Origin of the sequence: Acetobacter oryzifermentans (assembly GCF_001628715.1) — a bacterium.
Classification (GTDB): Bacteria; Pseudomonadota; Alphaproteobacteria; order Acetobacterales; family Acetobacteraceae; genus Acetobacter; species Acetobacter oryzifermentans.
The window spans coordinates 2,053,534-2,078,317 of sequence record NZ_CP011120.1; the positions used below are offsets into that span (position 1 = coordinate 2,053,534).

Sequence of the window (24,784 nt, forward strand, 5' to 3'; positions counted from 1 at the left end):
TGCCAATCCTACGCCACGGGTAAATAACATTCATTATTTCTTTTTTATTTCTTTATCGGAATGTTTCTGCCTAAACTACCAAACACTTTGGCCATGTAACAGCCGCACTGAAGGGACATCCCCCTCCATGACGACGCTTCCTAAAAAACAGAAAGTTCTGCTGCTTCTCTCTGCTTCTTCACTGTTGTTTCCGGTTTTGCATAAAACTGCACATGCGCAGGTTCTGCCCTTTACAAGCCTGAAAACCAGCAGTTCCAGCTTGGGCCGCTGGTTGTCTGATATTACCCTTACGGGGCAGATTGAAGGCGGTATCATGGCCAATCCGGCACGCCCCAATCCCGGCTATAACTACGGAGACTTTCTGGCCGACCACGCCAACCAGGTACAACTGAACCAAGCTGAATTCACTATTTCCAAAGCCATCGATTCCAGCCTGAACGAGTATCAGATCGGATTCACCCTAGAAGGGCTGTATGGTTCCGATGCCAGATACTACCATGTGCTTGGCATTTCAGATCAGGAATGGAAGGCGCGTTACCAGCTTATTCCCGCCCAAGCGCATGTGGATGTGCATCTACCGTGGCTAACAAAAGGTGGGCTGGATATGCAGGTTGGTATTCTACAGGCCCCCATGGGTGTTGAAGGGTTAGACCCCACATCCCGCGCCTTTTATACACTTGCCTATACATCTGAATATTCTGTGCCGTTTGAGCATATTGGCGCTATGTTTAACTGGCACGTAACGCCAATAGTGGATGTCACTTTCGGAATTGATACCGGGAACCAGACATCCTTTGGCAGCTCCGATAACAACCACATGCCTGCGGCTTATTTTGGCTTCAACCTCAATAATCTCGCACATGGGAAACTACGCATTGTAGAACTCAGCCGCGTTGGGCCGGAAAACTCTTGGCGCTCGGTCGGGCATTACGAAGCAGACCACGCACAACGCTTCTGGAACGATATCAACGCCACCTATAATATAAATGACAAGCTCTCTGTTACTGCAGAATTCAACTACCTGCATGATGAAGGGGTGCGTGGCATAGGTGCGCGTGGGCAATTTGCTGGCGCAGATGCAGAAAGTTTTGTCAGCTTCCTGAGCTACAAGATCAACAAGGAATTCACCTTCAATTACCGCGGCGAAATTTACCGCGATAATAACAACATGATGGTAGCCACCTTCCGCGGCAACAACTCCTATATGGAAGCCTTGGCTGGCACGGGCGGAGAAACTGTTGCTGGCCCCTCTGGTCATGGCACCACATATGGGGATCTCTCCTTGAACGTCGTGTATCATCCAGATTTGGGGCACCATGTGCGCGTATTTCAGCTTCGGCCAGAAATACGGTTTGATCGCTCCCTTAATGGCACCACACCTTTTAATGGTGGCCGCAACAACGGCATGTTCACCTTTGGTGGCGATGCGGTTATCGGATTCTGATACATTCAGACACAGGCTGCAATATTCACCGCAGCCTGTTTTGTCTTTTTAACTGCCTAATCTGGATGAGAGCACCAGATACAAAATAAACACACAGTCCAACCCGCAGAGCATCAGGGTAAGTTCTGCCCATTTGCGGGTTGTCAGCACAAAGGCTGTGTGCAGCAGCAAACCCAGCGCCAGACTGACCATAAAATCACCCGTCAGCACGGTTACAAGCAACATAAACAGCGGAATAACCCGCTCCTGCACAGCCAAAGATTTCAGCTCTGGCAGGCTGCCAAGCATACCCAAGCCAACCAGAATAAGAGCCGGAGCAGTTGCCACAGCAGGCACGCAGATAATAAGCGGCCACAAGATAGATGACACAGCAAACAAACATGCCACTACCAGCGCTGTCAGCCCTGTGCGCCCCCCTTCTTCCACGCCCACCAAAGATTCTAGATAAGCCGAAACAGTGGATGTGCCTAAAGCAGAACCAATAACACTGGCCGTTGCATCTGCCACAAAAGCCGATTTTGCCAATAAAGGCTGCCCCTGTTTATCCTTAAGGCCAGAACGCTGCATTACGGCCATCATGGTGCCGGTAGCATCAAAAAAATCACCCAAAAAGAAATAAAGCGTTATGGGCAAAACCAGAAACAGATTGGCAAACAGGCCATGAAAATCATACGGAAACAACATGAACCACGGATAGGATGGCCAATCCACCCAATGCGCGGGAAGTTGCGTCACCTTGCTGCCATCTGGATGTGCAACCCATAAACCAGCTATTGTTACGGCAATAACAGACACCAAAATGGCGGCCGGTACACGCGCCCATTTTAACATCATGGCCAGAAAAACCCCGGCCAGCGCTAAAAGCACAACAGGGTTGGACAACTGCCCAAAAACCAACCCTTCTCCACCCTTCGTTACCAAGCCACCATTTACAATGCCGATATGAGCCACAAAGGCTCCAATGGCAAAATGAATGCCCTGTTTGACCGAAAGCGGAAACGTTTCAACAATTCTGCGGCGCCACGGCGTAAGGGAGAGAAACAGAAAGGCCAGCCCTCCTAACAGCACCATTGTAAAGGCCTGAGCCGGTGGCACTCCCATACGCACAATAACAATCTGGGCGAACACCACATTGCTGCTCATAACAGGTGCAAGCGCTATGGGCAGGTTGGCCCCCACCGCCATGATAAAGGACCCCACAACCGCAGAGGCAATTGTAGTGATAACCATGGCATGTTGATCTAACCCGGCAGAAGCCAGAATATTGGGGTTAACCGCCATAATATAGGCCATTGCCCCAAAGGTGGTGATACCCGCCACAACTTCCTTGGGAATACTGGAACCTCGGCCAGAAATATCAAAAACACGATCCAGACATGCACGCATGCCTGACCATAAATCTCTCATCCATTCCTCGGCAGTGCTGCTGGGGCCAGTTTCTGCTTTATCTTACGGATGTACGAACAAAAATAACACCAGCAGAATAAAAGATTTCCTGCCTTAACGCACGCAATCTGCGCAGCACATAGCAGCCATCCCTCCTTCCCCGTAGCTGAATGCAGGGAGCATCCCCATTTCGTAAAATGAACAAATGCTTAGGCTTGAGCATCAAAGCAGAAAGGACTTTTTTATGACCGATAAAGCACCGCACGAAACCAGCTCCCTTTTCCATCTGGCAGAACGCGCCCTTAAACAGCCCAAGCTGGCAACTAAGGAAGAAGTGCGTGAACTGGCAAATTATGTGCTTAAAGGCGGCGTTAAGGCTGGTGAAGCCGAACGCGAAGTGGCTAAAAAAGCAGAGCGCAACCCAGAAGGTGTAGAAGCCTCTGAAATTGAATCTCTAGCAAAAACCGTTATTACCGCACATTCCTGATAATCGCGCAGGCGGGTGGTCAAAAACCACCCGTCATTCATTTTAGAACGGGGCTGCCTCTTCTTCTTTCCGAAGGATATAATACGGATAAAGAAGGGAGATGAATTTGAAAAAGATACTTTTGGTTGCCATGCTGATATGGGCAACACCAGTTATAGCCTCTTCTGCACCGCAGACTGTAGATGATGCTTACCCTTATGTAGATGCCGCATCCATTTTACTAACCAATGATATCAAAGCATTTTTAAGTGGTGGCAAAAGCCTTATTAACTGGGCTCCAGTTTTTCCGCGCCCAACATCCATAACAGCCCAAGCCTATTGGGCAGAATGGAAATCCAGTTCTGTTACTGCTGCAAAAAATTTCCCCATGGATAAGCCTATCTATATTACCGGGCAGGCTCTTTCTGTTTCCCAAACTGGGGAAGATTTTTATGTTGATTATGCTTCCTCCCCATCAGGAATAGATGATGTGCAGGCATATCTTTCCAATAATGGTGTAAATGCTGCCTCATCTTATTCTGCCGGAAAAAAAATTTCTCTGCTCTGCTTTCGTGCAAAAAACATGTTCCAGCCAACAGATTTAGGCGGCTGCGAAGACACAGGCAGTGTTGCACAAAATATTTTTGTAGATGCGTATAAAGATTTGGCTCTTATCGCAGCAGGCAAAAGTGGAGGCAGACTGCCCTTTTCTGCCAGCGCACAAAGAATGATCATTTCAGCGCAAAATTGTGCCCAGCAATTGCGCAAAGCGGCATCAGAAGCGGTTTCCATCAGAGAAATGGCTTCATGCAGAGGTGGTGGGTAAATACAATACAACACCACAGCCTGACAGGCTAAATAACCTGTCAGGCACTAATGGTATTACAGATTCAATGTGCGTTTAAGTGCTGCACAGTAGGCATCCATAAACCTACGGGAAAGTTCTGCATCCGGCACATACATATCAAACACATGATAAGCCCCCGGCACCACCATAACTTCCGTGGGCACAGCCGCTGCCATCAGGCGGGTTGCGTAATCAAGGTCTTCCTTCAAAAACAGATCCATTGATCCCACACCAATAAAGGTGGGGGGCAAACCTGCCAGATCTGTTGCACGACCAGCGGCTGCATATGGCGGCGTTTTTAGGCCACCCGCTTTATCGCCCAAATAAGCCTGCCATGCGTATTTGTTGGCAGAACGTGTCCAGACAAATTCGCCAAAATTAGCGCCTGGATCACTGTTTACTGCTGTACGATCATCCAGCATGGGGTAAATAAGCAGCTGAAAAGCAAGTTTGTATTCTTTTTTGTCACGCGCCATCAGGCTTAGGGCTGCGCTTAAACCACCACCTGCACTTTCACCGGCAACAACAACCTTATCGCGCGAAATGCCAAGTGTGCTGGCGTTTTCATGCACCCATTTCAGAACGGCATAACAATCTTCAATAGCGCCGGGATATTTCACCTCTGGCGCGAGACGGTAATCAACCGAAAAAATCTGAAAACCCAGATCACTAGCCAGCTTTTGGCATTTGGGGTCATCCACTTCCGGGTGGCCAGAAACAAGGCCGCCGCCATGAATGTAAACCATAGCGGGTGCATTGGGTTGCACTTCGCGCGGTGTATAAACAACAACACGTACATCTGGGGCATTATTCAACCCCGGCACGTATTCTTCCCGCGTGATAACATCTGGCAGAGGCCGACCTTCTATAAGGCGCACAGATGTTAGAAAAACTTCTCGCACTTCTGGAAGTGAAAGCGATGAAAGACCATCAAATGACGGCATTTTCTCAAGAATGGGAAGAAATTCGGGATTAACTACTGATTTTGGCATAGTAACTCGCCTCCTATTTTGCGGCTGGCATCACAGACCGTGCCGCAAGACAAGTTTATATACTCACGATCATCATAATTTATTGATTAGTATCAATATAAAAATAAAATATATCAATATTTTATATATGATTTTCATATAATACATTATTATATATGCGTTATAAATTCAATTTATAAAAAATATATAGTTTAAATAAAATTAAAACGCATAATATATTTTGCATGAATGTGAAATTCATCAACAAACAACAGGTATTTTAAAATACAACCTGTATCTATTGTCCAAATGCCTTCATGGCCAGACTGATTTACATCCGTCTGGCCATGAAGGCTTATTCTCTAATTAAGCAAAGTTCTTTGTATTATCAGCCAGTTTTTCATTACCCAGAACATAATATCCGGCGGCCCGGATTGTTATAGACAGCAGTCCCATGTGATGGCTGCTCAGGAGATCCCCCAAAGGCAACAAGGCATTTCCGTTTGTCCATGCACAATCTGTCCAATCGGTCTCATGCCAGCCTTCAGGCTTATCCTGCATCAGATGCGCTGCAATGTCATGCTGCTGTCCGGCTGTTGCAAGATGCACATCCGCAACGGCAACACCCATGTCACGCCGATCATCCACAAATGGCCCAATCACATCAGATGGGCGGCTGGCGCGTGAGACAATACGCACAAAGCGTGTGCCAGAACGTAGCATGAAGCTATAACGCTGCCCATTGCGCCTTACGGCACGCACAACAGCACCTTTATCTGTTACCAGATGCAGGTCGGGCTCATCTGTCAGAACCTGCGATGCTGTAGCCACTGGCTGCCCGCCGACACTTGCAGCCCGCTCCGCCAGCTTGCAGAACAAAGGTTCCACAAAAGCACGGTCAACACACAGATCTACTGCGGCATCATCTTCCCAGCTTTTGATTTTTCCACCCAAGCTCATGACAGAACCAGCCTGACGGAACGCACGGCGGTTACCTGTATCCAGATAACTTTCTGTCAGCATGCCATCTGCTGTAATCACAGAGTGCTCTTCTGTTTCCACATGGTAGTAATCGTAAGAGGTGATGGATTTATCGTAAAAAATGGAAGATCCATTCACCAGCATGCGCACAGGCACAAACCTGCCTTCAAAGAACAGGCAATGTTCAGATGTAATCAGCATATCCTTGTAAGGCACACCATCTGCAATGGCATTCTTAAGGATACGCACAGGGTAACCTGCCTCATCATCCGGCAATCCTGCGCGCACAGTGGCATGCGCCTTACCGACCCATGTCACTTTACGAACAGTGCTTTGTCCATCTGCAAATGTCAGAACATCATCACCCAGTTGCAGTGTTTCAACAGCAACATCACCACATGGTGTGCGGATCATGGAGCCAGGCAAAAAACAGACTTCATAAACAGCATTGCCATCTGCATCAGAAGAAAGTGCATACCCATACTGGCTGACATCATCAATGTACAGCGTGACAGACCCACCCTCGTTAAACGACAAGGTGACGTAGTTGCCATCTGCTGAATAACTGGTGGACGTAATATCGGTTGCCTTAACCCCGGCAAGCACAATCCCGTCCGAGTTTCCCGCAGAAGCTCCATCAAAACCTGTCACTTCTGTCGTAACGGTTGTGGCGGAAGATGTCTCAACACCCTCCAAAGTCAGCCCCGTATTGGTGCTGCCTTCCAGATCAACAATGCCACCTGCCCCGGCCCATATGGTGGCTTTGCCGCCGTTTTGCAGAACCTCCGTACCACTCAGCACAGCACTGCTCTGCACGTTCAACTGGCCACCACTGGCAACATTGACATCTGCCGCAGATCCACCAGAACTGACATCCACAGTCCCGCCAGACACATTGGCGCCATTCAGGCTACCCTGTGAGAAAACGTTGAGCGTGCCACCACGTCCTACGGTTTCATTGTGTGCTGTAGCACCTGCCTCAACATCTTCAAGGCCGCCATTGTTAACCGTTGTGCTGGTAGTGACGCCACCGCTTTGAACAAATTCGATACCACCAGAATTCACAACGGCACTCACAGCCGAGCCGTTAATGTAGCCAAAGCCATTGGCGTTATACGTTGTATGGTTTGCGACCCCACCAGCACTCACAACTTCATGCCCGTGGCTTGCAACAATCATGTCACTGTCCTGGCCGCCGGACATCACACGTTCTTCACCCAAATTGGTAATGGTGCCCGATACGGCACTCCCGGCATTATTCTGCCGACCCGTCTCAATGGTGAAATTGCTGACAACACCGCCCTGAGCCACGTTTTCTACGCCAGAGCGCTCAATCAGAATATTGGAGCCACTACCGCCAGACTGAATATCCGCGCTGCCGCCACTTGCAATGGTGACACCGCTTTCATACCCGCCAGAGAGTACGGATACCGTTGCGCCCGCGCTGAGTATGCCGCCACTCAAGCTGCCACCACTCAGGATGGTTTGACCGCCTATGATCCCAGACGCATCAACAACAACAGTGCCTTGGGAATGAACAGTCTGATTAAGCGCTGTGCCACCAGCTCCTACAGTTTCAAGGCCACCGGCGTTCACGGTTGTTGCAGATGCAATGCCACCAGATGCCGCCTGAAGCTGACCGCCATCCAGGATGGTTCCAGAGGTCACGCCTTTTGTTGCTACCAACTGAAGACCACCAGCAGAAATGGTTGCAGCTTCACTCAGACCATTCAGAACAGCGTCTTCACCACCGCTATTCACAGTGTTGTTGTATGCTGAACCGTTTGTATATTCTACAATGGCGCCAGCGTTATTCACGACCGCATCATGGGATACGCCGCCATCAATATACGCGGCATAAATACCTTGGGCATTCACAGTCATGGCAGACACCACGCCGTTGCTCTGCACGGTAATACCAGCATCATTCAAGGTTACGCCAGATGCCAGGCCACCACCATTCACCACCAGATGATCGTGATAGACCGTCACATCATCCGCAACGCCGCCTGAATTGACAATAACATCGTGAACTTCACCACCTGTTGCAGCCTGCGCGCTGTTATCCGCCGCACCAGAAACATTTACACCAGAAACATACCCTTTACTGCCAACAACAAGCGTACCTTCCTTGTCCCCAGTAATCTTAATATCCGTCGCAAAAGCACCATCTGAAACTTGCAGACTTCCGCCTGCTGTCATTGTGACGTCTGTGAGGGTGGCAGACTGAACCGCACCGATAGATGCACCGGAATTTACCGTAACAGAAGAACCTGACCCTCCCATAAAAAGAACATTGGCACCCGTATCTGCTGTTAAAGCGGATACAGCACCACCGTCAGTTTCATATGTAGCGCCGTTCTGGACAGTTACGTCCTGCACATTACCTGCATAGCTTGCGGCATGCCCCTTACTTTCTATAGTAAGGTTTGTAATTGTTGCTGTATTTTCTAGATTTCCACCACTTTGAACCGTTACGCTGTTCAGGCTTCCCCCCGCATTCTCCAAGAGGCCACCTTCTTCCACAACAGCACTTTGCATTGTGGACAGATTCTGCACTTCCCCCTGATCCGTCACACTGGATATGTTGCCAAGATTTGTAACTGAACCCGCACTTTGAACGGTCAGACCTACAATAGTATCCATTACTGTAAGTGATTGACCGCTCGTCACAACAACGTTGGAAGAAGTATTATTATCTTCAGACACAAATATACCCTCTCTAGACACTTCATATCTAAATGAATGTTATTCATACATTAACTAAAATGATACAGCACATTTTTTAGATTATTACCAACATCATTTCGACATCTCTGATCGTTTGTTCTGCCGAAACTGGACATATACATTTAAATTGATGCGATCTATTCGTGCGCACGATCACGCCATCATCCCTGAAAGCACTCATACGAAGCTCTTTTGACTGCTCGTTGTCCGCTCACTGGCCCTCCTTTTGCCACGCGAGCTCTACGCTATCTCACTGGAAAGCAAAGCGGGGTTCCATCGGTGCTTACGGATCACACGGTGGACGCCCACCTTATACTTTTGTCTGAAATAGGTCAGTGCCTTGTTCAGATCCGGACGGAACGCCTTAAAATCCACAGTCCGAGAAAACGCTTCAAGTTGGTCACCAATCTCGCCCAGCCGAGCAAGCCGCTCTATCAACATCAAAGAAACCAGGCTGCCTCATGAGCCACCCCTCCAGTCATGACACAAGAGAAGGAATCATAGAGAGAGACCCAAAACCAGAGGCTTTTTCGAACTATCCAACTGATACATGATAGTTTCCTTCACTGACATTCAACTCCTCAGCATCCTTACAGAATCATAAGGAACCTTACACACCACCAGTTCTCAGTGAAAATCACCAAATAGGTTTTCTAATTTATATAGGCTGTAGCAAACAATGACTGGTATTATGACAGCGCATGAATGGCTGCACTAATTTTAGCGATGACCTGCTGTGACGTAATCAGGCGTGTACACTCAAACTGACGTGGTGTATTGGCATGACGAGGGCACCAGAGAAAATCATGATGATCAAAGCGTTCTCGCTCATCATTCCAACAGGAATTACATGTATGCCAATTGATATTACGGTAAGGAGTATAAAACTCATTGATAGGATGAGTAAAGCCGGAGATCATGACCACAGGCGTACCCGCAGCCCACGCTAGCCACGCAAGACCTGAACTGAGGCCGATGAAGAACTCAGCATGTCGTAACCAACGTGCACGTTCTGTTAAGGGGCGATTGCCTGTTTGATCCTCTGCCCCATAAGGAATATGATTCCAGACAATAGCTGTGCCATGTACAGGTCTTTGATCAATACAGATAACCCGGTAGCCCTGCTTTTTAAGATAGGCAACAATCTCCATCCATCCAGTGGGATTGTTCCAGTATTTACACTGAGTGCTGGCCTGCACAGCAATACAGACATATTTTTCGGCTATCAGGCGTGTTTCATCAGACAAAGCAAGTTTGGGTGCTTCTTCCGCAGGATCAACACCTAGAATATACGCGGCAGTGCGATGAAGACCCACCAACCGAAAATCGGTTGGTTGAAAAACATTTTCTTTATCATCAAAAAATAACCCCATGCAGTACATTGCATAACTGTCTGCCAGTATGTCTTGTTCCTAAGCTATTTCTGGGGACATAAGTGTTAATTCTGGATATGCATCTTTCAGCACAGGAATAATCAAAGCAGAGAGAATGCAGGTTACATTTGCCTGATGGATATGCGCAAAGCGTGCTGCGTAGGGAAACCATGCAAGCGTATCGCCCAAAGTACCGACAGGAAATTGAATGACAACTTTTTTGTTTTTCAAATTCAATTCATGCTGGAAAACAATGCGGGCTTCTTTTTGAGGTAAAATATCTTCAACAATAATACCAAAGCGAACGTAAAAGCGTTTGGCAGAGTGTACGGTAGCGTCCGTATTTTCATTCTGGAACAGAATATTCCCTGTATCCAGATCACGTCATGTAATCCGCCATTTTCCTTCTGTACGTGCAGGCAGAACAATACGGGCACCCTGATTGAAATCAAACAAAATTCCATCAGGCCCATGTAAAATTGGGAAAGCAGAAGGGTTGATGTAAGGAGATTTGACCGAAGCCGAATGGTTTGATGAAGCTTCGGTAATACCATCTGCAGAAGACGTAGAAATTGTGGTTTCTGAATTTGAAAAAACTTCGGTCATGAAACAATCAGTCCAAATATTTAAGAAAAATTATGGAGCCTGAAATTTACGCCCTTCATGGTAACCATAGAAAACATAATGGAGTAAAGGCCCTAATGGAAAAGATGCAATATCTGGATTCAAGCGCAAATAAGTTTCTGTATCAAAATCAGGGTTAGGATTTCTTTTTTCGTGTGCACCAAAATCCATGAAATGAACAAGAGGATCAATCCCAGATTCTGCAACATCGGGATTTACTAAAAGATACCATTCACCATCAAAATAGATGGGAAATGTCTTTTCCTGGGAAGGAACTATTTTTTTCATCCGGACTGTTGGGGTGCGAGGATTACGTGATTCCAGATTTGCTGTTTTACGAAGCATAGCTGTTCCATCAAGATCATAAAAAATCTCTCCCTTAATACTAACGATAAGGGAGAGATTTTTAATTTTTAAGCAGATTTTGTTTTTATACGTGTCGTTTTCTGATCATTCACAACATAAGGGCCTGCGGCACGGATGATCATGGAGAGTATCCCCATTTTCCCATGTGACAGATGATCCCCTAATGGCAGTTCGGCATTGCCATTTGTCCATGCGCAATCTGCCCAATCGGTCTCATGCCAACCTTCTGGCTTCTCGGCCTGAAGGTGAGAGGTGATGTTGAATTGCTGTTTAGCACACATCAGATGCACCTCGGAGACTGCGACCCCCATATGGCGTCGATCATCCACAAACGGACCAATCACATCAGATGGGCGGCTGGCGCGTGAGACAATACGCACAGACTGCGTATCAGGCGGCAGCATGAAACTATACTGATGCGCCGTCTTGCGCATCGAACGCACAGTAGCTCCTGTATCCGTTACGAGATGCAGATCTGAATCATCCGTGAATTCCATCGTTTCTACCGGCATCTGTGCGCCAACCACACTGTTTTCACGCCATTCCAGTGCTCGAAATAGTGGCTCCACAAAGGAACGATCAACACAGAGTGGCGCACCGGCATCATGTTCCCATGTCCGAGGCTTTCCACCCAGCATGATAACGGAACCTTCCTGACGGAAAGAAGAGCGGTTCCCGGTATCCAGATAGCTTTCGGTCAGCATGCCATCTGCCCGGATAACAGAATGCTGCTCTGTTTCTACATGGTAATAATCGTAGGAGGTAATGGATTTGTCATAGAAAATGGACACGCCATTCACCAGCATACGTACGGGCACAAACCGATCTTTAAAAAACAAGCAGTGCTCGGCAGTAATCAGCATGTCCTTGTAAGGCACACCATCGGCAATGGCGTCTTTCAGGACACGAACAGGATATCCCGCCTCATCATCAGAACGTTCAGGACGGACGGTTGTATGTGCCTTGCCTGCCCAGATAATAGAACGTGTTTCTGTTTTGCCATCCACATAGACTGTGATGTTATCTCCAAAACGGATGTTTTCTACAGGCACATCACCTTGTGGGGTCTGGATCATGCTACCCGCAAGAAAACAGGTTTCTATGGCAAGCGTGCCATCACTATTTTCAACGAGATCAAATTGTTGACCATCCACAATATCTGAAGTTTTGGGGTCAAGTGTAACACTCGCTGTTCCACCACTTCCTGTCACGGTCAGGGTATATGTGGCAGCATCGTAGCTATATTTGGCAGAGGAATCATATGTCAGAGTAGAAAAATCAATAAGCCCACCACTTTGCAGGCCGACATTTGTAGCTGAACCGCCATTGCCAACAGTTAATGTTCCACCGCTACTAATGATACACTGGTCAATGGTTCCGTTAAGGTAACCACCTGAACTCGTGGCGGAATCATACGAATATCCTCTTTCTACCGAAACGTTGCCGCCACTTTCAATGGTAGCTGAAGCGATGCTACCACCTGTGTTGTCTACAGTGCCGCCATTGGAGACGGTAATGTTGGAAACCTGAGACTTGGCATCAATATCAACCTCTGTTGTGTTATTGACCTGAACACCTGTAACAGTAGCGCCAGATTCAACCTTCATACTGGCACTTGTGGTCAACGTCACATTGGAAAGTGTGCCTCCTCGTAAGTCAATGCCCGCACTATTGGAGGCCGAGACAGTGTCAACTGCGCCGCCTGACTCTACGATAAGGTCAGCACTTCTACTGCCATCCAATGAAATATGAGAAGCACTCCCACCATCCAGCGCAAAGATATTACCACCCGAGGTAACTGTGGCGCCATTGAGTGTTCCGCCACTTTGCACAACGATAGATCCGATACCACCCCCATTCTGGGTCAGAGTGGCATTTGTCAAAGAGCCTTCCACAACAACATGGTCAGCTGTGTTGTAAGATGCACCATTGACTGTTTGACCAGCGGAAATTGTTTGGGTCGCCGCAGGAAGCGGATAATTAGACATCGTAACCGTAGCTTTCTTTGCCGCTTTCATGAAGAGCGTAAAATCGTGAAAAGAAATCCGGCTTCATGAAATATTGAGAAGAGACAAATATCCGATGTGAAAACACATCGGATATTTGTAAAAAACTCCCTCCATCAAAAAATGGAGGGAAGTATTCGGATTAGGCAGAACGTCTGTTTTCCAAAACAGCTTTCGTGTTCTGTTCCAGATAGGGGCCAGCAGCTCGGATATTCAGAGAAAGAATACCCATTCCGCTCTGTGTCAGTTCATCCAAGGGCAAAACAGCATCACCATTTGTCCATGCGCAATCCGTCCAGTCTGTTGCGTGCCAACCAACTGGTTTTTCAGACTGAAGATGCGCAGTAATGTGTGTTTGCTGCTTGGCTGTCACAAAATATACGTCAGCTACAGCAACGCCCATCATGCGGCGATCATCCACAAATGGCCCGATCACATCCGCTGGTCGGCTGGCGCGAGAGACAATACGCACACAGGCCATGTTAGCCGGCAGCATAAAGCTGTAACGCTCACCATCATGGCGAATGGGGCGAATGATGGCCCCGCTTTCCGTGACGAGATGTAGATCTGGGTCGTTTGTCAGGTTTGACTTTGCAAGAGGAACTGAAGTCGTCTGTGTCAGACGACTAGTCCGTGCTTCCAGCTTTTGAAAAAGCGGTTCAACAAAGGACCGTTCCACTCCTAAAGGTGCACCGGCGTTCTTTTCCCAGCTTTGAACCGCACCACGTAAGGTGACAACGGTACCTGTCTGACGGAAAGAAGAACGGTTGCCTGTATCCAGATAGCTTTCTGTCAGCATGCCATCAGCCTGAATGACGGAATGCTGCTCGGTTTCCACGTGATAGTAATCGTAGGAGGTAATGGATTTGTCATAGAAAATAGACACGCCATTCACCAGCATACGTACGGGTACAAACCGATTTTCAAAAAACAAGCAATGTTCCGCAGTAATCAGCATGTCTTTGTAAGGCACACCATCGGCAATGGCATCCTTCAGAACACGTACAGGATATCCGGCTTCATCATCTGGTAAGCCGGGCCGAACAACAGCATGTGATTTACCAACCCAAACAACGGGCCGGGTCACTTCCTTGTTGTTCTTCCAGTCGAAAGCAAGGACTTCATCACCAATCTGAATATCTTCTACAGCTACATCACCTTCACTCATACGGATCATGCTGCCAGACAGAAAACAGACTTCGTAGTAAAGACCACCATTACCATCAGAAATAATTTTGTTTCCGATTTTGTCGGCATCAGGAATATTCAGATGAAAATCAACACTATTTCCATTTTCATCTATACCAATAAAATCAATACCAGAAGATGTGGTGTTGATGTTCGTGACGCTCTTCAGATCAACGAGATCAATTTTACCGCCATTTTCCAAACCGCTAATCACGTTGGTGGGCATGGTGTTCCCACTGATGGTCAGCAGAGAACTACTGCCTGCCAGAAGGATATCACCACTACCGGCAGCACCGTTCAGGATCAGCTGACCACCATTGCTTACCGTAGTCGTGCCAACCAGTGTACTTGCACTATCAACATCAACAATACCGCCGCTCTCAACCGTAGATGCACTGAGCACACCACCACTGATAATATTGGCTGAACCGCTACCCAAGATGGTGGCGCTGATAACAGTGCCACCCATGTCTTTCATGACACCGCCCGACACAGTTACAACAGTGGCTGTCCCAGCGATTTTACCAGTAGAGTCTGTTTGAACATTGAACTGCCCTGCGCCAACCGTGCTGCTGGTAACAGAGCCCCCCAGCACATTCAATTGAGCCTGATTACCGTCAACAGAATTGCCTGTACCTGAGGCACCGGCCTGAATATTGATATAACCCGCAGATGCCGTAGAACTATCTACAGAAGCTCCACTAAGAACATTTAGACTACCGCCTTGTGTTGTAATGCCAGAAGCATAACCGCCAGCTTCAACATTGGCATAATCCTGTGTCTGATTGGCTGTATCTGTATTGCTGAGCGTACCTGAGCCTGAAATGGTGCTATTTTCAAATACACCTTTGTCGCCCACAAAAATGGTGCCGCCATTTATAGTCGCATTGTCCACCGTGCCACTGGAAAGATAAATACGTCCTACAGCCGTCCCACTGCTGCCATCCTGTACACCGCTAGCTGTTCCGCCCTTGTTAACCCACAACTCGCCGCCTGATAGGGTGCTGTCCGTCAGCGTGCCACCCACAGCATTTAGCTGGCCGCCCTCAAAAACAGTATTACCTGTTCCGGAACCGCCAGTGGATACGTTAATATAACCGGACGACGCATGGGAACTTTCTACAAATCCACCACTACCGATGTTCAGACTACCACCCATTGTGGTAATTCCGGAGGCCGTGCCACCGCTTAGGACATTAACGTAGTCCTGCGTCTGGTTGGCTGTACCTGTATTTGTGTAGTTGCCGCTTCCAAAAATATTGGAATCGCCAATCAGGCCACCGCTCCCAATTTCAACGGCACCACCATCAATACTGCCGTTTACCAGCTTTCCACCATTACTGGCATAGGCCAGAGCATAGTTGCTGATGGTATAATCTTTAACAATTGCAGTGCCACCATCACCATGCGCGCTGATGGTGGCGACTGAAGCCACGCCGTTCCATCCTTGTGAACCAAGAGCAGTTACATAATCTACAGTGCCCCCGTTTCCAACATTCAGTGTACCACCACCATTTACTATGACATCATCTAATGATGCTTGAGCATATGGGTTACCACTAAAAACGTATGTCGTCTGGTTTACTTGTGTCGTCATAAAATCAGACCTCTCTTAATTCTTGAATTACGCAAAAAAAAGAACGTGTATTTTTTTTGTCTTGAATGTTTTTGTTGCATTAACAATACTTGAGGTGTAGGCGTTTCTGTGACTATTTTACATGGCGAGAGTAGGAATTCTGCTCTTGCGTAATTCAAGAGTTTTACAAGAAACCTTTGAGTGTTTTTATGTGTTTAAGATTGAATGAAATCAGAGACTACACGCCGTAAAGTGGGATATGCCCGTGTCAGCACAATCGGGCAGACTCTCGAACTTCAATTAAAAACACTCAAGGAATTTGGATGTCGCGGTATTTATCGCGAGAAGGCAAGCGGAGCCGATGCCGATCGTTCCGAATTAAGAAAACTTCTCAAAAATCTCAAACCAGGCCAGACCGTAGTCGTCACCCGTCTGGATCGTCTGGCACGTAGTACATTCGACTTGTTCTCAATTGTTAAAACTATTTCCGAACGCAAGGCTCTTTTTTACTCTCTGGCTGAACCCTGGACTGATACCAGCACAAGTACAGGTCGGCTTATGCTTGCAGTCCTTGGTGGCTTGGCCGATGTGGAACGTGACCTGATCCGGACACGCACCTCAGAAGGACGTGCACGCGCTCAGGCGTTAGGTAAGCGTATGGGACGCCCCACCAAAATTACCGATGCACAAAGACGCGCCATCATTGATCGCAGGCAAAGAGGAGAACCTCTAAAATCCATTGCCCTCGCCTTTGCGATAAGCGAGAGCACAGCATCACGGATAGCGCGTAGTAAAGACAGCCATCGCCATTATGGTAGAAGGGGTGGAAAGACCCCGATAACGTAGAACTATGGACTGTCATGGGATATATCAAATGGCGGAGAGAGAGGGATTCGAACCCTCGGTACAATTGCTTGCACAACGGTTTTCGAGACCGCCCCGTTCGACCGCTCCGGCATCTCTCCTATATCGCGAGCTTATAGACACGCTTTTCTAGCCCATGCAAGTACGTGAACTCCATATTTCTATTGACGCGCCCTACCCTCACCGCTTAAAAAGCCGCCCTAATCCACACAGATGGAACCATGCTGCGCGTATTGTGCAGCCAAAGAAGAAAAAGCGACCAGAATTTTCGCCTGTATCTAACAAGGTACCGCGAGAATCCAGAGATCGGAAGAGACAGTTTATGTACGCAGTTATCCGCACCGGCGGCAAGCAGTACCGGGTTGAACCCAACATGGTGCTGAAGGTTGAAAAGCTGGAAGTTGAAGCCGGCGCAACCGTTACATTTGATGAAGTTCTGGCCGTTGGTGGCGAAAGCGGCAGCCAGATTGGTGCCCCCACCGTGGCCGGCGCAAAGGTAACGGCAACCGTTATCGCTCAAGACCGCCTCAAGAAGGTCATCATCTTCAAGAAGCGCCGTCGGCAGAACAGCCGCCGTAAAAATGGTCATCGCCAGCCGGTTACCGTTCTGCGCATTCAGGAAATCAACGCAGCTTAATCCCGCACAGGGTATTAAGCTGGTTAAGACCACGGAGGACTTAGGTCATGGCACAAAAAAAAGCTGGCGGTTCATCCCGTAACGGGCGCGATAGCGCCGGACGCCGCCTTGGCGTCAAGAAATTTGGTGGCGAGCAGGTTATTGCTGGCAACATCATCGTGCGCCAGCGTGGCACGAAGGTGAAAGCTGGCGTAAACGTTGGTGTTGGCAAAGACCACACCCTGTTTGCACTGATTAACGGCAATGTTCGCTTCGAACGCCGCGCAGAAGGCCGCGTACACGTTTCTGTGGATGCGCTGCCTGCCGCTGCTGAATAAGTAGTTCGGGTTTTTCCACCGCACGTTTTCCCGTGTGGCCGGAGCAGGAACAGGGGCCGGTCCTCAGGATCGGCCCTTTTTCGCGTTCTGGACTTGAGTAAGGTATGTCATGAAGTTTCTGGATCAGGCAAAAATCTACGTCCGCTCAGGAGATGGCGGAGATGGCGTGACAGCCTTCCGGCGGGAAAAATATATTGAATTCGGCGGCCCCGATGGTGGGAATGGCGGGCGTGGTGGCGATGTTATTTTTGAAGCCGTACCTAACCTGAACACCCTTATCGATTTTCGCTACACGCAGCATTTCCGTGCACGCAAAGGCGGCAACGGTGCCGGGTCTGACCGCACAGGGGCTGCGGCCTCTCCTGTTATCATCAAGGTGCCGATTGGCACTCAGATTATGGATGATGACCGCGTCACCTTGCTGGCGGATCTCAACGAAGCCGGTAAACGCATTACCCTTTGCCGCGGGGGGGATGGCGGCTACGGCAATGCGCATTTCAAGAGCAGCACCAACCGCGCCCCTCGTCGGTCTGATAAAGGCTGGCCGGGTGAAGAGCGCTGGGTTTGGCTGCGCCTGAAGCTGATTGCAGATGTGGGCCTTGTTGGCTTGCCCAATGCTGGCAAATCTACATTTCTTTCTGTTGTTTCTGCTGCAAAACCTAAAATTGCAGATTATCCTTTTACAACCCTGCACCCCCAGCTTGGCGTTGTGCGCCTTTCCATGACGGAAGAGTTTGTTGTAGCGGATATTCCCGGCCTTATTGAAGGTGCGCATGAAGGCACTGGGCTTGGAGACCGTTTTCTAGGCCATGTTGAACGCTGCGCCGTGCTGCTGCACCTTATAGATGGTGCCGCTGGTAGCGTTGTAGATGCATGGCGCACCATACGGCATGAACTTGCCGCTTATGATGGCGGGCTAGCAGAAAAGCCGGAAATTATCGCACTCAATAAAATGGATGCCATGACCCCGCGGGAAGCTTCTTCCCGGCGTGCTGCGCTGGAAAAAGCCAGTGGCGCACCGGTCGTGTTAATTTCTGCTGCAACCCATCAGGGCGTGCCAGAACTTTTGCGCATGCTCCAGAATCAGGTGACCGAAACCCGCAAGAACGCGGATAAAAACCCCGCCTGAACACTTAGCTACAAGCAGGCCCCTCTAGCCCCTTTCCTTTTACGGAACTGATCCATGACCGGATACACCAGCCCCTCCCTTACCAATGCCAAACGGCTTGTTGTTAAAATAGGTAGCGCGCTGGTGGTGGACCCAGAAAAACAGGCCCCACGTCAGGAATGGTTAGCCAGTGTGGCTGCCGATATTGCATATCTGCGCAAACAGGGTACAGCTGTTACCGTTGTATCCTCTGGCGCTATTGCGCTTGCCCGGCACACATTGGGGCTGGCTGGCGGCGCACTCCGCTTGGCAGAAAAGCAGGCGGCAGCGGCTGTGGGGCAGATTAGCCTCGCACAAGCATGGAGCAATGCCCTTTCAGCCCACGGTCTTGTTGCCGCCCAGCTTTTGCTAACCCCGGAAGACACGGAAGACCGCAAGCGCTACTTGAATGCCCGCGCAACGCTGAACACTCTGCTGGAAATGGGATGTGTTCCCGTCATTAACGAGAACGATACCGTTGCCACTGCCGAAATCCGTTTTGGCGATAATGACAGACTGGCAGCCCGCGTTGCACAAATGACGGACTCGGATCAGCTTGTGCTCCTTTCTGATATTGATGGCCTGTACACAGCAGACCCGCGCACAAACCCCGATGCACAGCATTTGCCCGTGATTGAAACTCTTACCCCAGAAATTGAGGCCATGGGGGGTGAACCGCCTCCGGGTTATTCTTCCGGAGGTATGCGCACCAAACTATTGGCAGCGGGTATTGCAACGCGCTCAGGCTGCGCCATGGCTATTGCTTTAGGGAAAACATCCCACCCGCTCCGCTCTTTACTGGAAGGTGGGCGCTGCTCATGGTTTTTGCCGCAGGATTGCCCCCATACAGCCCGCAAGCAATGGATTGCAGGCAGCCTAACACCCGCAGGTGAGATTATGGTGGATGATGGTGCCGTAACCGCTCTGCAACAAGGTAAATCCCTTTTACCAGCAGGCGTGCTTGGCGTAAAAGGCGATTTCTCTCAGGGTGATCTGGTAGAAATTATCAATACTGATGGCATCGTGCTGGCACATGGGCTTGCTGCCTACGATGCAGATGACGCCCGGCGCATTGCAGGCCATCGTTCTACCGAACTTACAGATATTCTGGGATGGCATGGACGAGACGAGATCATCCATCGTGATGACCTCGTCATGATCTAAAACTTAATCGTTTGCCGGATTTTTTCTGGGCCAGTTCAGCACAGGTTCTGCACGGCCAGTATGCTCGTCAATACGCGGCATCTGAACAGATGGGTTGGGCTGCGGAGCCTCATGTGAAAAATCAGGCCGGTACGGTGGCTGATTAGCATCTGGCGCACGCTGCCGACGCAAGATTTCTGCACCAGTTTCCGCTGGTGGAGATTCTGGCTCGTGCCACGGCATGCGGCGCACCACTGGCTTTGCCGGGTCTGGCGCAAGATGCGGTGTTGGTGGGGCTTCTTCTCGCGCTTCATACGCATCAGAAACCTTCGGTGTCCGCAGTTCGGGAAAAACTGGCACTGCACGAGGTGCCGCAGAAGGTTTTTTCACCTCCGGCGGACGCACCTCTTCCACCACCACGCCGGGTGATGTTCTGCCGTCCCGCTCTGCCACAACAGACAAAGCTGGCTCCTGATACGCAGGAGCACCCCGCACGGCCTGCGCACGCAATTCGGCCTGAATTTCTTCCAACTGGAGAGAAATCTCACCCAACCGCCCTTTTACCCCAAACACGGCAAAAGGCATCATCATGAAAGCAAGCCCGAACAACACGCCAAAAGCCAGAACCAGAAGCTGGCCCCAAACAGGCATCCAATCAGGAAAAGACAGAGACATCATGGGAAATAGACCCGACTAGCCTTTTACATACCCAATGCGCGACGGTAGATATCCAGCAGTGTTTCCTGCTCTTCTACTTCAGCAGGTTCCTGCTTACGCAGGCGGATGATCTGGCGAATAACCTTTACATCAAACCCGGCAGACTTTGCTTCTGTAAAGATATCCTTGATATCTCCAGCCAGAGCTTTGCGCTCTTCTTCCAAGCGTTCAACACGCTCAATAATGCTTCTCAGCCGATCTGCGGCAATACCGCCAACAGCTGCATCTTCATCCCCGGAAATGCGTTCGCCATCCATGCTTCGGCCTCCTAAATTTATATACAAACACCCAACACTGCGCAGGCAGAAGCTGCTAACATTGCCAGATAGTGAAGCGCGGGCTTATCGCGCCACGTGTATGTGGTCAATGATGCAGCACATCAGAACCCCTTGCAAACACACGGGCGGCCTTCCATAAGCACAGCACCTTGTTCTTGTTCTGGGCATTTTGCCCGCAAACCACGACTTTTTTACGGCGGGCACCCCCCTCCGGCTGACCAGCGAGAACCCTGCATCATGGCTCTTGTGAACCGCACGGAACCTTTTGACTTTGTTATCTTTGGCGCGACAGGTGATCTGACACGCCGAAAACTGCTGCCTGCATTTTTGCGCCGCTTCCATGCCCGCGAATTTGATGAGGAAGCACGGATTATCTGCACGGCGAGGTCTGAACTCACCACTGAGCAGTTCCGTAATTTGTGCAGCGCCACTTTGCACGAATTTGCCCCCGATATTGCCAAAGACACAGAAACGCTGAACCAGTTTCTGGGGCTTTTGACCTATGTGTACCTTGATGCCACGCAGGATGCCTCTCACTGGCCGGAACTCAGCGCCACGCTCCCTAACCCAGAACGCACGCGGGTTTTCTATTTTGCCACGGCACCGGCGCTGTATTCCGCCATTTGCGCTGGGCTTTCCCACCATAACCTGATCACTCAGCACACACGGGTTGTGCTGGAAAAACCCATTGGCACAGACCTACAATCTGCCAATGAGATCAATGAAGGTGTGGGCCGCTACTTTTCTGAAGATGCCATTTATCGGATTGACCATTATCTGGGTAAAGAAGGCGTGCAGAATATTCTGGCCCTACGCTTTGCCAACCCTGCTCTGGAACAGTTATGGTCTTCCCAAGCGATCGCTCATGTGCAGATTACCGCAGCAGAAACAGTGGGCGTGGGAGACCGCGGCTCCTACTACGATAAATCCGGCGCATTACGAGATATGGTGCAGAACCACCTTTTGCAGGTTCTGTGCATGGTTGCCATGGATGCCCCAGCCTCTCTGCGCGCAGATGATCTGCGGAATGAAAAGCTGAAAGTGCTTAACGCCCTGCGCCCCATGACACCGGATATGGTGCGTAAAAATGTTATCCGTGGGCAATACACAGCGGGCCGCGTAAAAGGGGAAGATGTTCCGGACTACGTGGATGATCTGAAAACGGGCCGCCCTAGTGATACCGAAACATTTGTAGCCATTCGCACCAAAATTCGTACGGCCCGCTGGGGTGATACGCCTTTTTACCTGCGCACAGGCAAACGGTTGGCTACAAAAACCACAGAAATTGTAATCCAGTTCCGCCCGCAGGTTTGGCCTATTTTTACCAACATGCCCTCTCCCGGCCGGTTGGTTATCCGCATTGCCCCGCATGAAGAACTCTCACTTGTTCTGGCAGCGCGAGACCCCGGAGCAGGTGGGTTTAGAGTGCGCAACGCCACATTGCATATGTCTTACGAAAACGAATTTTCTGTGCAGTATCAGGATTCCTACGAGCGCCTACTGCTAGACGCTGTAAGAGGAGACCCTGCCCTTTTTATCCGGCGCGATGAAGTTGAGGCCTCGTGGAAATGGGTAGAGCCTATTCTGGACTCCTGGCGCTACGCTCTTACGCCGCTGGAACCCTACCCCGCCGGAAGCTGGGGCCCTCCAACCACGCGTGCACTTCTAGCGCGTGATGGCGCCCTTTGGCACGAAGATATGCTGACATGAACACACCCTCCTCCAAAAAAATGACTGGCCGCGGGCCATTTGCAAAACGCACGCTGCGCCAACATATCCTGCGTCGGCTGGCAATCGTTCTGCCGCTTTCTTTAATGATGATTCTGTTGGCCAAAACCGGCACGCTGGATCGACTGGTGGATTCCTACACCTTCAAACCCGCAAGCTGGTTTGATGATACAGCCTTGGTGCAGCACCTGCGCCTGAAGGTCACCCATAATGGCATGACGCATGATCGGCCGGATTGTCTGCTGTTTGTAGTGAACGGAAATGATGCGCCCACGGCATCACGTATTGATGTTATGGAAAAGCATTCCGGCACTTGCCCCGGCCCGAAAGATGATTTGCCTAAACTGTTTACGTTGCGTGTAGATAGGCTGAACCGCATTGTTTATTCGGATCAGGGGTCACCGGGGGTTTTTCACCCCATTCCATAACGCACTAAGGCTAATTTTATGCGGCAAAGGCTTTCTTCAGCGCCTTACCTCCCAAGCGTAAGGCTGCCTTGCCATGCGGCATAAAGGCGTAAAAGTTCAGAAACGCATGCAGGGCACCGGGGTAACAGTGATATATCACTTTAACTCCCGCCCGCTCCAAAGCCTGCGCATAGGCCGTGCCCTCATCACGCATTGGATCACATTCGGCTGTAATAATAACGGCTGGCGGTAAGCCTTGTAAATCTCGGTTTAAGCCCGGCGCAAAACGTGGATGCAGCCAGTCTTCTTCCTTTTGAATATACTGATCTCCATACCACTGCATGGACCTGCGGGAGAGAAAATATCCTTTCTCGTAAGTGCGGTGAGATGGAAAAAGCTTCTCTCCGTATAAGGATGGATAATACAACAACTGTATAACAGGTTTGGGCCCCAGCCCCGCGCGCCCATCCTGTGCCAAAACAGCAGCCAGATTTCCACCAGCACTATCCCCCGCAACGGCAACTTTACCCCCCCAATACCGGGCAGAAGCACCAGCAAGCCACTGCAAAGCAGCCTGACTGTCATCAATAGCAGCGGGAAAAGGATGCTCTGGCGCTAAGCGATAATCGGGCAAGAGCACAGCCGCCCCAGAAGCCCGCGCCAAGCGGCAGCAAATACCGTAATGGGAATTCAACCCACAGTGCACAAACCCCCCGCCATGCAGGTACAGCAACGCGCCCCTTACCCGCCCATAGGGAATAAAAAGGCGCGCCCGCATAGGCCCCGCAGCACCGGGGATAGATAATGTCACGACCCTTCGCATCGGCACAGATGAAAGACGTAGCGGGAAGGAAGGCGTATCCATAGCCTTGCGCAACCGCACAAGAAACGCAGCCATTTCCTGCGCTACATTATGGGGCCTGTCTGCTTCAGACGCATCTTTGCCCGCATACTTCCGCTTAAGCTGCTCCTGCCATGTGATACAGCGCAGCAAAAGCCGAGATGGAAGATTGGGCCGTGCGGGCACAGAGTTTTGAGGCACATCAGAAAAATCAGACATAGCTACCTGATTACCGGCAATTTTCTGCATCGTCATGCCTTCATAACATCAGTTGCGGCTTGACCTGAACGCAAGCCCGACGCAGGGTGCGCTCCGTCAGGTGGTTGGGCGGTCGCTGTCCTGCTCTTTAACGGGTAGGAGAGAGGAAAGTCCGGGCTCCACGGAAGAACGGTGCCGGCTAACGGCCGGCGAGGGTAACCTTAGGGAAAGTGCCACAGAAAACAGACCGCCTTCCGGGTCTGACTTTGTAAAATCCTTATGGGATTTTATGGGACAGGCTGAAGGTAAGGGTGAAACGGTGCGGTAAGAGCGCACCGCTCCGCTGGTAACAGAGGAGGCACGGTAAACCCCACCGGGAGCAAAACCGAATAGGAACAGCAGAAACCCTTGTGGTTTCGGGGGTTCTTCCGCCCTGCTGTTCGGGTTGGTTGCGAGAGGCATGTTGCAAAACACGCCCTAGACGAATGACCGTCCAGCCTCTTTACAGAGGTGGACAGAACCCGGCTTACAGACCACCTGACACTCTCT

19 protein-coding genes, 1 tRNA gene, 1 other RNA gene and 2 pseudogenes are annotated in these 24,784 nt (G+C 49.9%); 11 read left to right on the forward strand and 12 right to left on the reverse strand.

What is annotated here, in order from left to right; genetic code table 11:
- Window positions 1–127: 127 nt before the first annotated feature.
- A complete protein-coding gene (locus WG31_RS09740) occupies window positions 128–1,444 on the forward strand; it encodes an outer membrane beta-barrel protein (RefSeq protein WP_063354400.1) in 1,317 nt (438 codons plus the stop codon).
- Between the two features lie 48 nt (window positions 1,445–1,492).
- Here the strand turns inward: WG31_RS09740 and WG31_RS09745 are convergent, their stop codons facing one another.
- Window positions 1,493–2,851 carry an NCS2 family permease gene (locus tag WG31_RS09745; protein ID WP_063354401.1) on the reverse strand — a complete coding sequence of 453 codons (1,359 nt, stop codon included), beginning with the start codon at window positions 2,849–2,851 and terminating at the stop codon, window positions 1,493–1,495.
- Between the two features lie 223 nt (window positions 2,852–3,074).
- On the opposite strand from WG31_RS09745, the gene WG31_RS09750 reads away from it, so the two are divergent.
- Both WG31_RS09750 and WG31_RS09755 read left to right on the forward strand, forming a co-directional pair.
- On the forward strand, window positions 3,075–3,317 hold the full coding sequence (locus tag WG31_RS09750) for a hypothetical protein (RefSeq protein ID WP_035353640.1): 243 nt from the start codon (window positions 3,075–3,077) through the stop codon (window positions 3,315–3,317).
- A 100-nt stretch (window positions 3,318–3,417) separates the two neighbouring features.
- Window positions 3,418–4,122 (forward strand): hypothetical protein, encoded by a 705-nt coding sequence (locus WG31_RS09755; protein ID WP_063354402.1) that lies wholly within the window; start codon window positions 3,418–3,420, stop codon window positions 4,120–4,122.
- Window positions 4,123–4,178: 56 nt separating this feature from the next.
- Here the strand turns inward: WG31_RS09755 and WG31_RS09760 are convergent, their stop codons facing one another.
- The 7 genes and pseudogenes from WG31_RS09760 to WG31_RS09790 form a co-directional block, all read right to left on the reverse strand.
- Window positions 4,179–5,135, reverse strand: a complete 957-nt coding sequence (locus tag WG31_RS09760; protein WP_063354403.1) for an alpha/beta hydrolase — start codon at window positions 5,133–5,135, stop codon at window positions 4,179–4,181.
- A 345-nt stretch (window positions 5,136–5,480) separates the two neighbouring features.
- Window positions 5,481–8,741, reverse strand: a complete 3,261-nt coding sequence (locus WG31_RS09765) for a Hint domain-containing protein (RefSeq protein ID WP_063354947.1) — start codon at window positions 8,739–8,741, stop codon at window positions 5,481–5,483.
- A 370-nt stretch (window positions 8,742–9,111) separates the two neighbouring features.
- Window positions 9,112–9,288: pseudogene (locus WG31_RS15545) on the reverse strand (IS5/IS1182 family transposase); the annotation flags it as partial.
- Between the two features lie 226 nt (window positions 9,289–9,514).
- Window positions 9,515–10,804, reverse strand: a pseudogene (locus WG31_RS09775) (autotransporter strand-loop-strand O-heptosyltransferase).
- Window positions 10,805–10,834: 30 nt separating this feature from the next.
- Entirely contained in the window at window positions 10,835–11,167 is a 333-nt protein-coding gene (locus tag WG31_RS09780; RefSeq protein WP_082823187.1) for a hypothetical protein, read from the reverse strand.
- 68 nt (window positions 11,168–11,235) lie between these two features.
- Window positions 11,236–13,176 carry a Hint domain-containing protein gene (locus tag WG31_RS09785; RefSeq protein WP_245191497.1) on the reverse strand — a complete coding sequence of 647 codons (1,941 nt, stop codon included), beginning with the start codon at window positions 13,174–13,176 and terminating at the stop codon, window positions 11,236–11,238.
- 160 nt (window positions 13,177–13,336) lie between these two features.
- Window positions 13,337–15,979 (reverse strand): Hint domain-containing protein, encoded by a 2,643-nt coding sequence (locus WG31_RS09790; RefSeq protein ID WP_063354405.1) that lies wholly within the window; start codon window positions 15,977–15,979, stop codon window positions 13,337–13,339.
- A 204-nt stretch (window positions 15,980–16,183) separates the two neighbouring features.
- Between WG31_RS09790 and WG31_RS09795 the strand changes: the two genes are divergently transcribed.
- Complete coding sequence (locus WG31_RS09795) at window positions 16,184–16,804, forward strand: recombinase family protein (RefSeq protein WP_006117400.1); 621 nt, start codon at window positions 16,184–16,186, stop codon at window positions 16,802–16,804.
- A gap of 29 nt (window positions 16,805–16,833) precedes the next feature.
- On the opposite strand, the gene WG31_RS09800 is transcribed toward WG31_RS09795, so the two are convergent.
- Window positions 16,834–16,923 (reverse strand) — tRNA-Ser (locus WG31_RS09800).
- A gap of 221 nt (window positions 16,924–17,144) precedes the next feature.
- Here WG31_RS09800 and rplU point away from each other — a divergent pair.
- From rplU to proB, 4 genes are all read left to right on the forward strand, one after another.
- Complete coding sequence (rplU, locus tag WG31_RS09805) at window positions 17,145–17,459, forward strand: 50S ribosomal protein L21 (protein WP_026019364.1); 315 nt, start codon at window positions 17,145–17,147, stop codon at window positions 17,457–17,459.
- 47 nt (window positions 17,460–17,506) lie between these two features.
- The gene (gene rpmA, locus WG31_RS09810; RefSeq protein ID WP_003623041.1) at window positions 17,507–17,776 is read left to right on the forward strand and encodes a 50S ribosomal protein L27; all 270 of its coding nucleotides are present in this window, start codon (window positions 17,507–17,509) and stop codon (window positions 17,774–17,776) included.
- A gap of 109 nt (window positions 17,777–17,885) precedes the next feature.
- A complete protein-coding gene (gene obgE / locus WG31_RS09815) occupies window positions 17,886–18,905 on the forward strand; it encodes a GTPase ObgE (protein ID WP_006117402.1) in 1,020 nt (339 codons plus the stop codon).
- Window positions 18,906–18,959: 54 nt separating this feature from the next.
- On the forward strand, window positions 18,960–20,087 hold the full coding sequence (gene proB, locus WG31_RS09820; protein WP_006117403.1) for a glutamate 5-kinase: 1,128 nt from the start codon (window positions 18,960–18,962) through the stop codon (window positions 20,085–20,087).
- 3 nt (window positions 20,088–20,090) lie between these two features.
- Here proB and WG31_RS09825 read toward each other — a convergent pair whose 3' ends face one another.
- Both WG31_RS09825 and WG31_RS09830 read right to left on the reverse strand, forming a co-directional pair.
- Window positions 20,091–20,744, reverse strand: coding sequence for a hypothetical protein (locus WG31_RS09825; protein WP_063354406.1), 654 nt, complete (start codon window positions 20,742–20,744; stop codon window positions 20,091–20,093).
- 23 nt (window positions 20,745–20,767) lie between these two features.
- Entirely contained in the window at window positions 20,768–21,040 is a 273-nt protein-coding gene (locus WG31_RS09830) for a DUF2312 domain-containing protein (RefSeq protein WP_003623048.1), read from the reverse strand.
- Between the two features lie 96 nt (window positions 21,041–21,136).
- Here WG31_RS09830 and zwf point away from each other — a divergent pair, with 96 nt between their 5' ends.
- Together zwf and WG31_RS09840 are read left to right on the forward strand one after the other, a co-directional pair.
- Complete coding sequence (gene zwf, locus WG31_RS09835; protein WP_082823189.1) at window positions 21,137–22,771, forward strand: glucose-6-phosphate dehydrogenase; 1,635 nt, start codon at window positions 21,137–21,139, stop codon at window positions 22,769–22,771.
- Entirely contained in the window at window positions 22,768–23,217 is a 450-nt protein-coding gene (locus tag WG31_RS09840; RefSeq protein WP_063354407.1) for a hypothetical protein, read from the forward strand. The genes zwf and WG31_RS09840 overlap by 4 nt, the downstream gene beginning before the upstream one ends.
- Window positions 23,218–23,233: 16 nt before the next feature.
- Here the strand turns inward: WG31_RS09840 and WG31_RS09845 are convergent, their stop codons facing one another.
- Complete coding sequence (locus tag WG31_RS09845) at window positions 23,234–24,292, reverse strand: alpha/beta hydrolase (protein ID WP_063354408.1); 1,059 nt, start codon at window positions 24,290–24,292, stop codon at window positions 23,234–23,236.
- A gap of 60 nt (window positions 24,293–24,352) precedes the next feature.
- Between WG31_RS09845 and rnpB the strand changes: the two genes are divergently transcribed.
- Window positions 24,353–24,780: RNase P RNA component class A (gene rnpB / locus WG31_RS09850), an RNA gene on the forward strand.
- Window positions 24,781–24,784 lie beyond the last annotated feature (4 nt).